This window comes from Stenotrophomonas sp. 2201_Sma (assembly GCF_056486685.1).
The window spans coordinates 110,159-123,360 of the sequence record NZ_CM151329.1; the positions used below are offsets into that span (position 1 = coordinate 110,159).

Consider the following 13,202-nt stretch of genomic DNA (forward strand, 5'->3'; position numbering starts at 1 on the left):
CCGTGGCTGCGATCCCGCATCGTGCTGCCTGCCCTGTTGCTGTGGCCCATGATCACGCGGGCCGACGGGTGCGACATGCCCCTGGCCGTGGCCTGGCCCAGTGACCGCCCGCCACTGTCCTTCAGCGCGCAGGGCCAGCCCGGCGGCCTGGTTGCCGACTACCTGCGGCGGCTGGGCGAGCAGATCGCGCTGCGTCCACATCCGCTTCCCGCCGCGGCCGGCGCGGCCGGGGCGCTGCCGGCCGGTACCCAGGCCGTGCTGGGATGGCCGCGCGAGCAGGTGCCCGACGGCTGGGTCGTGAGCAGGCCCTACCTGCAGCTGTCACAGGTGATTGTGCGCCGTCGCAACGACACGCCACTGCAGGGACTGGGCGGTCTGCGCGGCCGCCGCGTCGCCAGCCTCGACACGGTGCCACTGGCGGCCCACCTGCGTGAGCAGGCGCCGGGCGCATGGCTGCTGCAGATCGACGCGCTCGATCATGCGCTGCAGCTGCTGGCCATCGGCCAGGTCGACGCGGTTGTTGCCACGTTGGGCGAAGTGGAAGCCGCATTGCGCAGGCCCGGCAGCGATGCCCTGGTGATCGCCGCGCCGGCCGGCTTCGATGATGCCTGGGTGCTGGCGGCTGCGCCGGCCTGTGCGGCCACCATCGCCGCCTTCGACACCGTGCTGCAGGAACTGGACGACGCGCAGCGGGCCGCGCTCCGCGCGGCGTGGGCGCCCAGCGGTGCACGCGCGCCGCCCGCACGGTCGCCGTTGCGCTGGCTGGTGCCGGTGCTGCTGGTCGCGCTGGCACTGATCCTGGTGTATGCCTTCGGCTACTGGAGGCTGCATCGCGAAAGCAGCCAGCGCCGCACGCTGGAACAGCGGCTGCAGGAAGTGACCGCCAACCTGCCTGCGGTGGTCTACCGGGCGCGCCGCAGCGGCGAGGGCGACTACAGCCTGCCGCTGGTCGCCGGCGACGTGCAGTCGCTGTTCGGCATGAGTCTGGACAGTGTGCGGCTGGACCATCGCCGGCTCATGGCGGCGGTGCATGTCGACGATCGCAAGCCGGTGCTGGATCATCTGGAAGCCGCAGCGCGGGCCCGTGCGCCGATCGACATCACCTTCCGCACGCTGGGTCCCCATGGCTGGCGCTGGATCCGTTCGCATGGCAGGCCGTTGCCGGGCGAGAGCGACGACATCGAGTGGAGTGGCTACTGGATGGACGTCAGCCAGGCGCAGGCACGCACCCGTGCCCTGGCCGGGGCACGCCATCAGGCCGAAGAGACTGCAGCGGCGAAGACGCACTTCCTGGCCACCATGAGCCACCAGATCCGCACACCGATGAGCACGCTGCTGGGCATGCTCGAATGCCTGGCGGACAGCCCCCTGGACTCGTGCCAGCGGCAGGTCCTGTCCACCGTCGATGTGGCCGCGCAGATGCTGCGGCAGATTCTCGATGATGTGCTCGACAGTCATCGGTTGCAGGCGCTGCCGTTGCAGCTGCGTGCCACCGACATGGGTGCGCTGGCCACGGCCGTGCAGCAGCTGCTGGCACCGATGGCGGCCAGCCGTGCGTTGCACCTGCGGTGCGTGCTTGATCCTGCGCTGCAGCGGTGGCTGCTGGCCGATGGCCTGCGCGTGCGCCAGGTCCTGTTCAACCTGGTGGGCAACGCACTGAAGTTCACCCTGCACGGAGGTGTGGAACTGCGGCTGCGGGTGCTGCGGACGCAGGCGGCAGGACAATGCCTGCGCCTGCAGGTGAGCGACAGTGGTGTAGGCATCAGTCCCGAGCGGCAGCAGGCCGTGTTCGCCGATTACATCCAGGCCGAGCCGTCGACGGGGCGCCGGTTCGGCGGCAGCGGCCTGGGCCTGGCCATCTGCCGGGACCTGGTGGCCTCGATGGGCGGCGAGCTGCAGCTGCAAAGCTCGCCGGGCAAGGGCACGCGCATCTGGTTCGACCTGGAGTTCGCCAGCTGCCTGGCGCCACTGGAGGCGGTGCCGGCCATGGCCGAGGTGGTCGCGCGACTGCCTGCGGCACGGGTGCTGGTGGCCGAGGACCACCCGACCAACCTGCAACTGCTGGTGCAGCGGCTGCGCGAGCTGGGCCTGCAGGTGCACGCCACTGCCGATGGCCTGCAGGCGCTGGCGGCATGGCGGGCGCAGGGCTTCGATGTTGTCGTTACCGATTGCCACATGCCCGGCATGGACGGGTTCGCGCTGGCGCGTGCGATCCGCGAAGACCCCTGTCCTTCGCGCGCACGGGTGCCGATCATCGCGCTGACGGCCAGCGTGCTGGAGAGCACGCGCGAGGCCTGTCGTGCCGCCGGCATCGACCGGTTCCTGGCCAAGCCGGTCGACACCCAGGGGTTGCGCGCGACGCTGGCCGACGTACTGCCGGCAATGGAACCCGGCTCAGTTGGACAGTAGACGGACGATGCTGGCAGCGGCGTCGCGGCCTTCAGCCACAGCGGTTACCACCAGGTCGGCGCCGCGTACCGCATCACCGCCGGCGAACAGGCGTGGATGCGCGGTCTGGAACGGCAGGCGGTCCTTGCCGCCGGCAACGATGCGACCGTTCGCCTGGCCCTGCACACCGTGTTCGGCCAGCCAGGCCGGAACGCTCGGCGCGAAACCGAAGGCGATGATGACCACGTCCGCCTCCAGCAGCGACTCGCTGCCCTCGATCGGCACCGCGTTGCGGCGTCCCTGGGCGTCGGCCTCACCCAACCGGGTTTCAACCACGGTCACGCCGATCGCTTCGTCGTCGGCGCCGGCTTCGATGGACAGCGGCTGCCGGTTGAACAGGAAGCGCACGCCTTCCTCGCGCGCATTGGCCACTTCACGCGCGCTGCCGGGCATGTTGGCCTCATCGCGACGGTAGGCGCAGGTGACCTTGGCCGCGCCGAGCCGCACCGCGCTGCGCACGCAGTCCATGCCGGTGTCGCCGCCGCCGAGCACGACCACGCGCTTGCCGTTGAGGTCGGGCAGGGCGATCTGGTCCTCCCAGCCGGCGATCGGTCGACCCTGCGGGTCATCGCCGCCGACGATGCGGCTGTTCTGCACCAGGAACGGCAGGGCCGGCAGCACCCCCTTCAGGTCCTGGCCCGGCAGGCCGCCGTCGGTGTAGCGGTAGGCCCCGGTGCCGACGAACACCGCGTCGTGGCTGTCCAGCAGCTGCTGCACGCTGATGTCGCGGCCGATCTCCACGCCCAGGCGGAACTGCACGCCCATCCCTTCGAGCACCTCGCGGCGACGATGGATGACGTCCTTGTCCAGCTTGAAGCTGGGGATGCCGAACTGCAGCAGGCCGCCGATCTGCTCGTAGCGGTCGTACACCACGGCGGTGATGCCGGCCCGGGCCAGGCGATCGGCACAGGCCAGACCCGCCGGACCGGCACCGATCACCGCCACGCTGTGGCCGGTGGGCTGCACGGCACCCAGGTCCGGACGCCAGCCACTGGCGAGTGCGGTATCGACGATGTACTTCTCCACCGCACCGATGGTCACCGCACCGAATTCCTCCAGGGTGCAGCTGCCTTCGCACAGGCGATCCTGCGGGCAGACCCGGCCGCACACTTCCGGCAGCGGGTTGGTGCTGTGGCACAGCGTGGCGGCCTCGTGGATGCGGTTCTCCTGCACCAGCTGCAGCCACTGTGGAATGGCGTTGTGTACCGGGCATTTCCAGCTGCAGTAGGGGTTGCCGCAGTCCAGGCAGCGCCCGGCCTGGTACTGCGCATCCTCCTTGCCGAACTTTCCGTACAGCTCGCCCCAGTCGCCGGAGGTGCGCAGTTCAACCGGAATGCGCTGCGGCATGGTGCGGGGCAGATCGAGGAACTGGAAGGCGTGCTTGCGGCTCATGGCGGGCTCTGTGATTTCGATGGCCGGCCAGAGGCCGGCACTACTGCGGTGAGGGAGCAGGCGCGCGCCGGTTGCGGGCGGCGCGCCGGAGGCGCTTACGCCGCGCGTCGAAGGGTCTCGGTCAGCGATTCGATGCTGGCGGCCTTCGGTTTGACCAGCCAGAACTTGCCGATGTAATCGCGGAACTCGTCCAGGATCTGCTGCGCCCAGATGCTGCCGGTCAGTTCGCGATGGCGGCCGATCAGGCGGTGCAGGTGCTGGCGGTAGTTCTCGAAGCCTTCGGCGGACACGCGATGGATATCGATCAGCTCGTGGTTGTAGCGGTCCACGAAGTCGCGGTCCACATCCAGCACGTAGGCCAACCCCCCGGTGAAGCCGGCACCGAAGTTCAGGCCGACCTTGCCCAGCACCAGCACCACGCCGTCGGTCATGTACTCGCAGCAGTGGTCCCCGGCGCCTTCCACGACCGCGAGTGCACCGGAATTGCGGACCGCGAAGCGCTCGCCGGCACGTCCGGCGGCGAACAGCTCGCCACCGGTGGCGCCATACAGGCAGGTGTTGCCGATGATCGCAGTGCTGCGCGCCTCGAACCGCGCGCCGCGCGGCGGACGTACCACCAGGCGGCCGCCGGCCATGCCTTTGCCGACGTAGTCGTTGGCTTCGCCCTCCACTTCCAGATGCAGGCCGCCGACATTGAAGGCGCCGAAGCTCTGTCCGGCGCTGCCACGGAAGCGCAGCTCCAGGGGGGCGTCGGCCATGCCCTGGTTGCCGTGCGCGCGTGCCACCGCGCCGGCCAGGCGGGTGCCGATGCTGCGGTCGGTGTTGTGGATCAGGAAGCGATGTTCGCCCCCCCTGCGCTGTTCGATCGCGTCCGCCAGCAGGCCATCCATCTGCGTGGCCAGGCTGTCCGGCGATTCGTACAGCCGCTGCGCCGCGCAGTGGCTGCCTTCGTAGCGCGCATCTGCCAGCAGGCGCGACAGGTCCACGCGCACGCCGTCGCGCGGTGCGGCCTCGATCTGCCGCAGCAGGTCGGTGCGGCCGACGATCTCCTCCAGCGAACGCGCGCCCAGGTACGACAGCCAGCCACGCACTTCCTCGGCCAGCAGGCGGAAGAAATTCTCCACGCGCTCCGGCTGGCCGGTGAAGTGGTTCTCGCGCAGGCGTTCGTCCTGGGTGGCCACGCCGGTGGCGCAGTTGTTGAGGTGGCAGATGCGCAGGTACTTGCAGCCCAGCACGATCATCGGCGCGGTGCCGAAGCCGAAGCTGTCCGCACCCAGCAGCGCGGCCTTGACCACGTCCAGGCCGGTCTTCAGGCCACCATCGGTCTGCAGCAGGGTGCGCCCGCGCAGGTCGTTGGCCAGCAGCGCCTGGTGCGCTTCGGCCACGCCCAGCTCCCACGGCACACCGGCGTAGCGGATCGAGCTGACCGGCGAGGCACCGGTGCCGCCGTCGTGGCCGGAGATGGTGATCAGGTCCGCGCCGGCCTTGACCACGCCGGCGGCGATGGTGCCGACGCCGGCATGGCTGACCAGCTTCACCGATACCAGCGCGGTCGGGTTGACCTGCTTGAGATCGTAGATGAGCTGCGCCAGGTCCTCGATGGAATAGATGTCGTGGTGCGGTGGCGGCGAGATCAGGCCGATGCCCGGCCGCGCGTAGCGCAGGCGGGCGATCAGCTCGTTGACCTTGTGCCCCGGCAGCTGGCCGCCTTCGCCGGGCTTGGCGCCCTGCGCGACCTTGATCTGCAGCACCTCGGCATTGACCAGATACTCGGCGGTGACACCGAAGCGACCCGACGCCACCTGCTTGATCTTGCTGCGCCGTGGGGTGCCGTAGCGGGCCGGGTCTTCGCCACCTTCGCCGGAATTGCTGCGGCCGCCGAGGCGGTTCATCGCGATGGCCAGCGCCTCATGCGCTTCCGGCGACAGCGCGCCGAGGCTGATCGCGGCGGTGTCGAAGCGCGGGAACAGTTCGCTGGCCGGCGCCACCTCGTCCAGCGGCGTGGGTGTCGGCGCCGGCACCAGTTGCAGCAGGTCACGCAACGCCGATGGCGGCCGGGCATGCACGGCATCGCAGTACTGCTGCCAAGCGCGGGCATCACCACTGCGCGCCGCGCGCTGCAGGGTGGTGACCACGTCCGGGTTGTACATGTGGTACTCGCCGCCGTGCACGTACTTCAGCAGGCCGCCGACATCGACATCCTGCTGTGCATCCCAGGCCTGCGCGCACAGTTCGCGCGCATCGGCATCCAGCCGCGCGAAACCGGCGCCGCCGATGCGCGAGGCGGTGTCGGGGAAGCACAGCGCAACCACTTCCGGCTCCAGGCCGATGATCTCGAACAGCTGCGCGCCGCGGTAGCTGGCCACGGTACAGATGCCCATCTTCGAGATGATTTTCGACAGGCCCTTGTAGACGCCCTTGCGGTAGCGGCGGCCGATCTGCGACTGCTCACCGCCCTTGCTGAGCTTGAGGATGCCGCGCCGGCCGAGGTCGAACAAGGTCTGGTAGGCAAGATACGGGTACACCGCGGTGGCCCCGAAGCCGAGCAGGCAGGCCATATGGTGCGGGTCGCGCGCAGTGCCGGTCTCGACGATCAGGTTGACGTCGCAGCGCAGCCCCAGCCGCGAGAGGTGATGATGCACCGCACTGGTGGCCAGCAGGGCGTGCACCATCGGTCGCCCGGCCACCGGATAGCGGTCGGACAGCAGCAGCATCACCATGCCTTCGCGTGCGGCGCGTTCGGCCTCCGCACAGATGCGCTCGATGCCGTTGCGCAGCCCTTCTTCCTCGCTGTAGGACAGGTCGAGCAGGCGGTTGGCCTGCAGGTACTGGTCCATCTTCAGCAGCTGGCGCAGCTTGCGTTGGCTCAATACCGGCGAGTTGAGGATGACGTGGTTCACCGTCTCCGGGCCGGCATGGAAGATGTTGGTCTCCTTGCCGAGCTGGGTGGACAGGGACATGGCGCAGTCTTCGCGCAGCGGATCGATCGGCGGATTGGTGACCTGCGCGAATGCCTGCCGGAAATAGTCGTACAGCGGCCGGCTGCGCTGGCTCAGTACCGCCATCGGCGTGTCATCGCCCATCGAGCCGGTGGCTTCCTGCTCGGTCTCGGCCAGCGGCCGCAGCACCTGCTCCACCTCCTCGCTGCTGAGCTGGTACAGCTTGTGGTAACTGCGCAGGGTGCCCTCGTCGAAGGGCTCCTCCACCAGCGAAGGATCGATCAGTTCGGTCTGCAGGTAGGTCACGCCCTGCTGCAGCCACTGCTTGTACGGTGCGCGGCCGCGGTTGATGCGGTCCACCGCGTCCGAATCGAGCAGGTCGCCGCGCTTGAGATCGATGGCCACCATTTCACCGGGGCCGAGCTTGCCCTTGCGTACCACGCGTTCGGTCGGCACTTCCCACACGCCCGCTTCGGAGGCGACCAGGAAGTGGCGGTCGGCGGTCAGCATCCAGCGCGCCGGGCGCAGGCCGTTGCGGTCCAGCGTACACACCGCATAGCGGCTGTCGCAGGCGACGATGCCGGCCGGGCCGTCCCAGGGCTCGCTGTTGAGGCCATGGAACTCGTAGAACGCGGCCAGATCCGGATCCTTGAACTCCAGCGACTGCGTCGCCGGTGGCACCAGGATGCGCAGCGCCTGGATCAATTCCATGCCGCCGGCGACCATCAGTTCCAGCATGTTGTCCAGGCTCTGCGAGTCCGAGCCATGCATGGAGATCACCGGATCGAACTCGGCGATGTCGAAGCGCGGTGTCTTCCACACCTTGCTGCGCGCCTGCGCCCAGCGACGGTTGCCCTCGATGGTGTTGATCTCGCCGTTGTGCGCGAGCAGGCGGAACGGATGCGCCAGCGGCCAGCGCGGCAGCGTGTTGGTGGAGAAGCGCTGGTGGAACACGATCGCGCTGGAGGCCAGCTCGCGCCGCTGCAGGTCCGGATAGAAGCGGCTGAGCTTGTCCGGCAGGACCATGCCCTTGTAGCTGATCGCATCCGGGGTGAGCGTGGTGACGTAGAAATCGCCATGGTCGCGCAGCTGCTGCTCGCTGCGACGGCGTGCGAGGTACAGCGCCAGGGCGAAGCCGGTGCCGTCCTGGCCGACACCGGCATCGACGAACACCTGCTCGATGCGCGGCAGCGTATCGCGCGCGAGCTGGCCGCAGACACTGTCGTCGATGGGAACCTCGCGCCAGCCCGCCACGCGGCAGCCCACCGCTTCAAGCTGCACCTGCAGCTGCGTCCGGCAGGCCTGCGCGGCGTCGGCGTCGTGCGGAAGGAATACCAGGCCCGCCGCGAAGCGGGCGGCCACGGTGATGCCGGCTTCGCTGGCCAGCAGTTTCAGGAATGCATCGGGGCGACGCAGCAGCAGCCCGCAGCCATCACCGGTGAGCCCGTCAGCGGCGACGCCGCCGCGATGGGTCATCCGCGAAAGCGCGGCGATGGCGGTATCCACCAGCAGGCGCGACGGCTGGTCGTCGAGCTGCGCGACCATGCCGAATCCACAGGCATCGCGCTCGGAGCGCGGGTCGTAAAGCCCTTGGCGGTTGCGGGGGGCCATCTCTACCTCGATGCGGAATGAAATGAGCGGGGACACTCAAGCCCGCCCAATCCCTGGAGCGCATCGTGAGGCCACCGGATGCCTCGAATAAAGCACAGGTTGCTGCAACGCCGCAATACACGGTTGCAGGTGCAACGGAAAGCGCCGGCGGTGATCCGCCGGCGCGGGCCGGGATCAGCCGCAGCGGACGCCGCTGACCACGTCCTTGGCGTCCACTTCGATGTTCAGGCGGTCGCCCAGGAACTCCATCGTGGTCGCGTCATTGGGGTGCAGCACGCGCACCTGCTGAGCACCGGCATCTTCCTGGGCCTGCTTGCCCAGCGCGTCGGTGTAGGCCTGGCCGACCAGGCTCTGCACCTGGCTGGCGTCGCAGGTGCCCACCGGCGGTGCCTCGGTGGCCTTGCCGGCTTCATCGGCCGGTGCCTTGGCGGCTTCGGCGGCCTGCTGGGCGTGGGCCGTGGCCGAATCCTGTTCATCCAGCGCCGGCGCCTGGCAGGCGGACAAGGCCAGCACGGCCGGCAGCAGCAGGGCGGAGAGCGAACGGGCGCGAATCGGGAACGACATCATGACTCCGGAAGGGACTGTGAAAGCCGGAGCATAGCCGCGAACCCATCCTCACGTGTTTGTCTTGCGTTATTGACGCGGCCGCGTCATGTCGATCGCCACACTGCTGGCATGCCCACGTCCCCCACACCCGAGCGCGCGGCGGCGCGCGCGGCCGGCCTGCGCTACGTTGATGACACCCAACCGGGCTTCACCCGGCTGCGTGCAGGCAAAGGCTTCCGTTACCGTGATGCTGACGGCCACGCAGTGCGCGATGCGGCCACGCTGCAGCGTATCCGCGCATTGGCCATTCCCCCGGCTTACACCGCGGTATGGATCTGTGCGCATGCCAACGGCCACCTGCAGGCGACCGGCCGCGATGCGCGTGGCCGCAAGCAGTACCGGTATCACGCCGACTGGGCGAAGGTGCGCGATGCCGGCAAGTTCGATCGGATCATTGCGTTCGGCGAGGCACTGCCCACGCTGCGGCGGCGGCTGGCACGCGACCTGCGGCAGTCCGGATTTCCGCGGACCAAGGTGCTGGCCGTGGTGGTGGCGCTGCTGGCCGATACGCTGGTACGGATCGGCAATGAGACCTATGCCCGCGAGAACCGCTCGTTCGGGCTGACCACCCTGCGCAACCGCCACCTCGAGCTGCTTCGCGGCGGGCGGGTACGCATGCGGTTCCGGGGCAAGTCCGGCCAATTGCAGGAGGTGACGGTGGGTGACCGCCGTCTGGGCCAGATGGTGCGACGGTTGCAGCAGCTGCCGGGGCAGTCGTTGTTCCAGTACCGCGACGATGATGGCCAGGTGCAGCCGGTCGATTCCGGCGCAGTGAACGAGTACCTGCGCGACGTGATGGGTGAGGACTTCACCGCCAAGGATTTCCGTACCTGGGGCGGCACGGTGGCGGCGGTGCAGGCACTGGCTGCCACCGCGCTGCCCGAGCCCGCCAGCCAGCGCGCACTGGCCGCAGCACAGCGCGAGGTGGTCTGCCAGGTTGCCGCGCGTCTGGGCAACACCCCGGCGGTGTGCCGCAGGGCATACATCGATCCCTGTGTGTTCGCCGGCTGGGAGCGTGGCGAACTCACCGCGCTGGCGGGCCTGCGCGGCCCGCGGCAGTGGGAACAGGCCACGTTGCGTGTACTGCGGCGGGCACGCCGGCTCAGCCGCAGTAGATCGCGGTGATGTTGTTGGTGCGTCCCTTCTCGATGGTCAGGCGATCACCGCCTTCGCTGGCGGGCGGAACACGCGGACCGTCGTGGCGCAGCACCTGCACGTGCAGGCTGTCGCTGTCCACGCGTGCACGTTCAACGGTGGCTGCCGATGCTGCCAGGCCGACGGCGCCGCGCACCATGTCGCTGTGGCACTGGCCGGAGATCACGCCGTCGATCGGTTGAACCTGTGCGATTGGCGTGCTGCTGCATGCGGCGACGGCAAAGGTCAGTGCGGCTACGCTGAATGCGCGGATCATGATCCTGCTCCATGGTGATGAGGACGCCAGCGTGCCGCGCGCGGCGTGGTGGCGGCATGAACGGCATGCACATGCGGGACACGGTGCATTCACCGTCGCCGACAGCGGCGATGGCCACACTGCATGTACTGGCACGCCACGGAGGTATGACATGGCCACCTGTGATGTATGCGGCAACGACTACGACAAGAGTTTCACCCTGCAGCAGGGCGGGCGCAGCGGCACGTTCGACTCGTTCGAATGCGCGATCCACGCTTTCGCGCCACGCTGTGCGCACTGCAACTGCACCGTGATCGGCCACGGCGTCGAAGGCAACGGGCAGATCTTCTGCTGTGCGCACTGCGCCGGCCATGCCGGCGTACAGGGCGTGGCCGATCGCGCCTGAACCCACCCGATTCCCCACATCTGAAGGAGACCGCATGGCTACGAGCAAGAAGGTTCCCGCCCGCCGCAAGGCGTCGCCCAAAGTACGCAAGGGTACGAAGGCGGCTGCCGAGGGCAGCACCGCAGCAGCGGCCGAACGCCCCCGCGTGGTGAAGACGGCAACCCGCAAGGCCGCCGCCGGTGATCCACGTGCCGCCCGGGTTGCGGCCCGGCAGCGACGCCTGCAGGACCAGGAAAAGGCCAAGGATGCGCGTGCGGCGAAGAAGGCGACCAGGAAGAAGGCAACCCAGGCGGGCACGCGACGTCAGCCGGAGACCCTGCCTGCCCAGCACCTGGCCAAGCCGGGACATGAGCACGAACTGGACCTGGCCCCGCGCTTCCTGGCACCGGACTACGTCGGCAGCGGCAAGCTGCAGGGCATGCGCGCGATCGTCACCGGCGGCGATTCCGGGATCGGACGCGCCGTTGCCGTGCTGTTCGCGCGCGAGGGGGCGGACGTGGCGGTGCTGCACCTTGATGAGGCCGAGGATGCCGAGATCACCCGCCAGCATGTGGAGAGCGAGGGCGGACGCTGCGTGGTGATTGCGGGCGACGTGCGCGATCCGCGTTTCTGCAACAAGGCGGTGAAGCAGGTCGCCAAGGCCTTCGGGGGCGTCGACATCCTGGTCAACAACGCCGCCTTCCAGCTGCACTGCGAGCGCCTGGAGGACCTGGAGGACGAGCATCTGCAGGAGACGCTGCAGACCAATATCGGCGGCTACGTGCAGATGGCACGGGCCGTGCTGCCACACCTGGGCGAGGGCGCCAGCATCATCAACACGGGTTCGGAAACCGGCCTCTTCGGCAGCAAGGCGCTGATCGACTATTCGGCGACCAAGGGAGCGATCCACGCTTTCACCAAAGCCTTGGCCAGCCAGCTGCTGCCGCGTGGCATCCGGGTCAACTGCGTGGCCCCCGGCCCGGTGTGGACGCCGCTCAATCCTGCGGACAAGCAGGCCCCCGACGTGGCCGAGTTCGGCAAGGACAGTGACATGGGGCGCCCGGCACAGCCGGAGGAGCTGTCTCCGGCCTATGTGTTCCTGGCGTCACCGGCCTGCGCCAGCTACATCAGCGGGGTGATCCTGCCGGTGATGGGCGGCCCGCGGGGCTGACCGGGGGCGCATACAGATCGGCGATGCGCGGAATGAAGCGCTGCGGGTTGGCGCCGACCAGGTTGGTGAGCACCACCACGGCGATGCCGCGGTCAGGGTAGACGATGAAGGCCGAGCGCGCGCCACCGATGCCGGCGACCTGGCGGTCCGGCGCGCCCTGCAGTACCGGCCAGCCGGCAGACCACGGGCCCGCCCTGCCATCGGCCAGCGGCTCGGCGGTCCACATCCGTGTGCGCCCGTCCTCGTGCAGCAGTCGCCCGTCCAGCAGTGCGACCAGCCAGCGCGCGGTGTCATCGGCGGTGGTAAGGATGCCGCCGCCGGACCACAGGCTGGGCGGCACGTCGTAGAACCAGTGCGACAGCCGGGGCGGCGTATCGGCGGCTTCGGTCGCGCGCGGGGCCAGGCTGTACATCGTGGCGGCGTCGGGGATCAGGTCGTAACTGTCGCCGAAGGTGGTGCGTTCCATGCCAGCGGCGCCGAACTGCCGGCTGGCCAGGAAGCGGTCGTAGGGCATGCCCGACTGCCGCGCGATGATCCGCGCCAGGAGCAGATAGTTGGTCTGGTTGTAGGCGAAACGTTGGCCAGGTGCTGCATCCATCGGCTGTGCGGTCACGGCCTGCCATGCCTGTGCCTCGGTGCCTCCGCCCAGCAGCCCGCGCTCGTCAAGGATGTCCGGCAGGCCGGAGGTGTGGGCCAGCAGCTGACGTACGCGCACGGTCTGCCAGGCGGCCGGAAGTGCATCCAGATAGCGCGACAGCGGTGCATCCAGATCCAGCCGGCCCTGCTGTGCCAGCTGTGCGGCGGCGACGCCGGTAAAGGCCTTGGTGGCGGAGTTCAACGGGAATCGCGTGCTGCGTGTGGCGGGCACGCCGTTTTCCACGTTGGCCAGGCCGAACGCTTCGGACAGCACGATCTGGCCGTCCTTGACCACTGCGATCTGCAGGCCCGGAATGCGCTCGTCCTGCAATGTCTGGCGGATCAGGCGGCGAGCCTGTTCGTTCGCCGGCTCCGGGCTGGCTGACGCCGGCGAGAGGGGCAGAGCAGCAAGCAGCAGGAGCAGAAGGGGGAGCGATGGGCGGAACATGGGTTATTCCCGGCGGGATGTGCGGATGGGATGCAGCAGGCAGCAGGAGGGTTTAGATGCTGCCGTTGCGACTTTCCGGGAGGGAGGACATTCCAACGGGGCCGGCAGTCCACCCTGACTGCGTTGATGCCGATACTGACAGCGAACGGAGGATGCCTGCTGCCGGACTTGCTACA

At 69.0% G+C, this 13,202-nt stretch carries 9 protein-coding genes; 4 read left to right on the top strand and 5 right to left on the bottom strand.

Annotated elements, in window-relative coordinates:
- Positions 1 to 48: 48 nt before the first annotated feature.
- Positions 49 to 2,409, top strand: coding sequence for an ATP-binding protein (locus ACZLIF_RS00470; RefSeq protein ID WP_241685916.1), 2,361 nt, complete (start codon positions 49 to 51; stop codon positions 2,407 to 2,409).
- On the opposite strand, the gene ACZLIF_RS00475 is transcribed toward ACZLIF_RS00470, so the two are convergent.
- From ACZLIF_RS00475 to ACZLIF_RS00485, 3 genes are all read right to left on the bottom strand, one after another.
- Positions 2,395 to 3,840, bottom strand: a complete 1,446-nt coding sequence (locus tag ACZLIF_RS00475) for an FAD-dependent oxidoreductase (protein WP_065182099.1) — start codon at positions 3,838 to 3,840, stop codon at positions 2,395 to 2,397. The genes ACZLIF_RS00470 and ACZLIF_RS00475 overlap by 15 nt on opposite strands.
- A 95-nt stretch (positions 3,841 to 3,935) precedes the next feature.
- Positions 3,936 to 8,390, bottom strand: coding sequence for a glutamate synthase large subunit (gene gltB, locus ACZLIF_RS00480; protein ID WP_128987663.1), 4,455 nt, complete (start codon positions 8,388 to 8,390; stop codon positions 3,936 to 3,938).
- 174 nt (positions 8,391 to 8,564) lie between these two features.
- Positions 8,565 to 8,954 carry an I78 family peptidase inhibitor gene (locus ACZLIF_RS00485; protein WP_053515984.1) on the bottom strand — a complete coding sequence of 130 codons (390 nt, stop codon included), beginning with the start codon at positions 8,952 to 8,954 and terminating at the stop codon, positions 8,565 to 8,567.
- A gap of 111 nt (positions 8,955 to 9,065) precedes the next feature.
- Between ACZLIF_RS00485 and ACZLIF_RS00490 the strand changes: the two genes are divergently transcribed.
- A complete protein-coding gene (locus ACZLIF_RS00490) occupies positions 9,066 to 10,121 on the top strand; it encodes a DNA topoisomerase IB (RefSeq protein ID WP_128987664.1) in 1,056 nt (351 codons plus the stop codon).
- On the opposite strand, the gene ACZLIF_RS00495 is transcribed toward ACZLIF_RS00490, so the two are convergent.
- Positions 10,099 to 10,407, bottom strand: coding sequence for a hypothetical protein (locus ACZLIF_RS00495; protein ID WP_128987665.1), 309 nt, complete (start codon positions 10,405 to 10,407; stop codon positions 10,099 to 10,101). The genes ACZLIF_RS00490 and ACZLIF_RS00495 overlap by 23 nt on opposite strands.
- Positions 10,408 to 10,558: 151 nt before the next feature.
- On the opposite strand from ACZLIF_RS00495, the gene ACZLIF_RS00500 reads away from it, so the two are divergent.
- Together ACZLIF_RS00500 and ACZLIF_RS00505 are read left to right on the top strand one after the other, a co-directional pair.
- Positions 10,559 to 10,792 carry a hypothetical protein gene (locus ACZLIF_RS00500; RefSeq protein ID WP_053516095.1) on the top strand — a complete coding sequence of 78 codons (234 nt, stop codon included), beginning with the start codon at positions 10,559 to 10,561 and terminating at the stop codon, positions 10,790 to 10,792.
- 34 nt (positions 10,793 to 10,826) lie between these two features.
- Entirely contained in the window at positions 10,827 to 11,942 is a 1,116-nt protein-coding gene (locus ACZLIF_RS00505) for an SDR family oxidoreductase (RefSeq protein ID WP_065174111.1), read from the top strand.
- Here ACZLIF_RS00505 and ACZLIF_RS00510 read toward each other — a convergent pair.
- A complete protein-coding gene (locus ACZLIF_RS00510) occupies positions 11,899 to 12,996 on the bottom strand; it encodes a serine hydrolase domain-containing protein (RefSeq protein ID WP_128987683.1) in 1,098 nt (365 codons plus the stop codon). The genes ACZLIF_RS00505 and ACZLIF_RS00510 overlap by 44 nt on opposite strands.
- Positions 12,997 to 13,202: the final 206 nt, after the last annotated feature.

Excerpts from the sequence above, each read along its gene's own strand:
- ACZLIF_RS00470 (WP_241685916.1), top strand. The coding sequence starts at position 49 with ATGATCACGCGGGCCGACGGGTGCGACATGCCCCTGGCCGTGGCCTGG.
- ACZLIF_RS00475 (WP_065182099.1), bottom strand. The coding sequence starts at position 3,840 with ATGAGCCGCAAGCACGCCTTCCAGTTCCTCGATCTGCCCCGCACCATG.
- gltB (WP_128987663.1), bottom strand. The coding sequence starts at position 8,390 with ATGGCCCCCCGCAACCGCCAAGGGCTTTACGACCCGCGCTCCGAGCGC.
- ACZLIF_RS00485 (WP_053515984.1), bottom strand. The coding sequence starts at position 8,954 with ATGTCGTTCCCGATTCGCGCCCGTTCGCTCTCCGCCCTGCTGCTGCCG.
- ACZLIF_RS00490 (WP_128987664.1), top strand. The coding sequence starts at position 9,066 with ATGCCCACGTCCCCCACACCCGAGCGCGCGGCGGCGCGCGCGGCCGGC.
- ACZLIF_RS00495 (WP_128987665.1), bottom strand. The coding sequence starts at position 10,407 with ATGATCCGCGCATTCAGCGTAGCCGCACTGACCTTTGCCGTCGCCGCA.
- ACZLIF_RS00500 (WP_053516095.1), top strand. The coding sequence starts at position 10,559 with ATGGCCACCTGTGATGTATGCGGCAACGACTACGACAAGAGTTTCACC.
- ACZLIF_RS00505 (WP_065174111.1), top strand. The coding sequence starts at position 10,827 with ATGGCTACGAGCAAGAAGGTTCCCGCCCGCCGCAAGGCGTCGCCCAAA.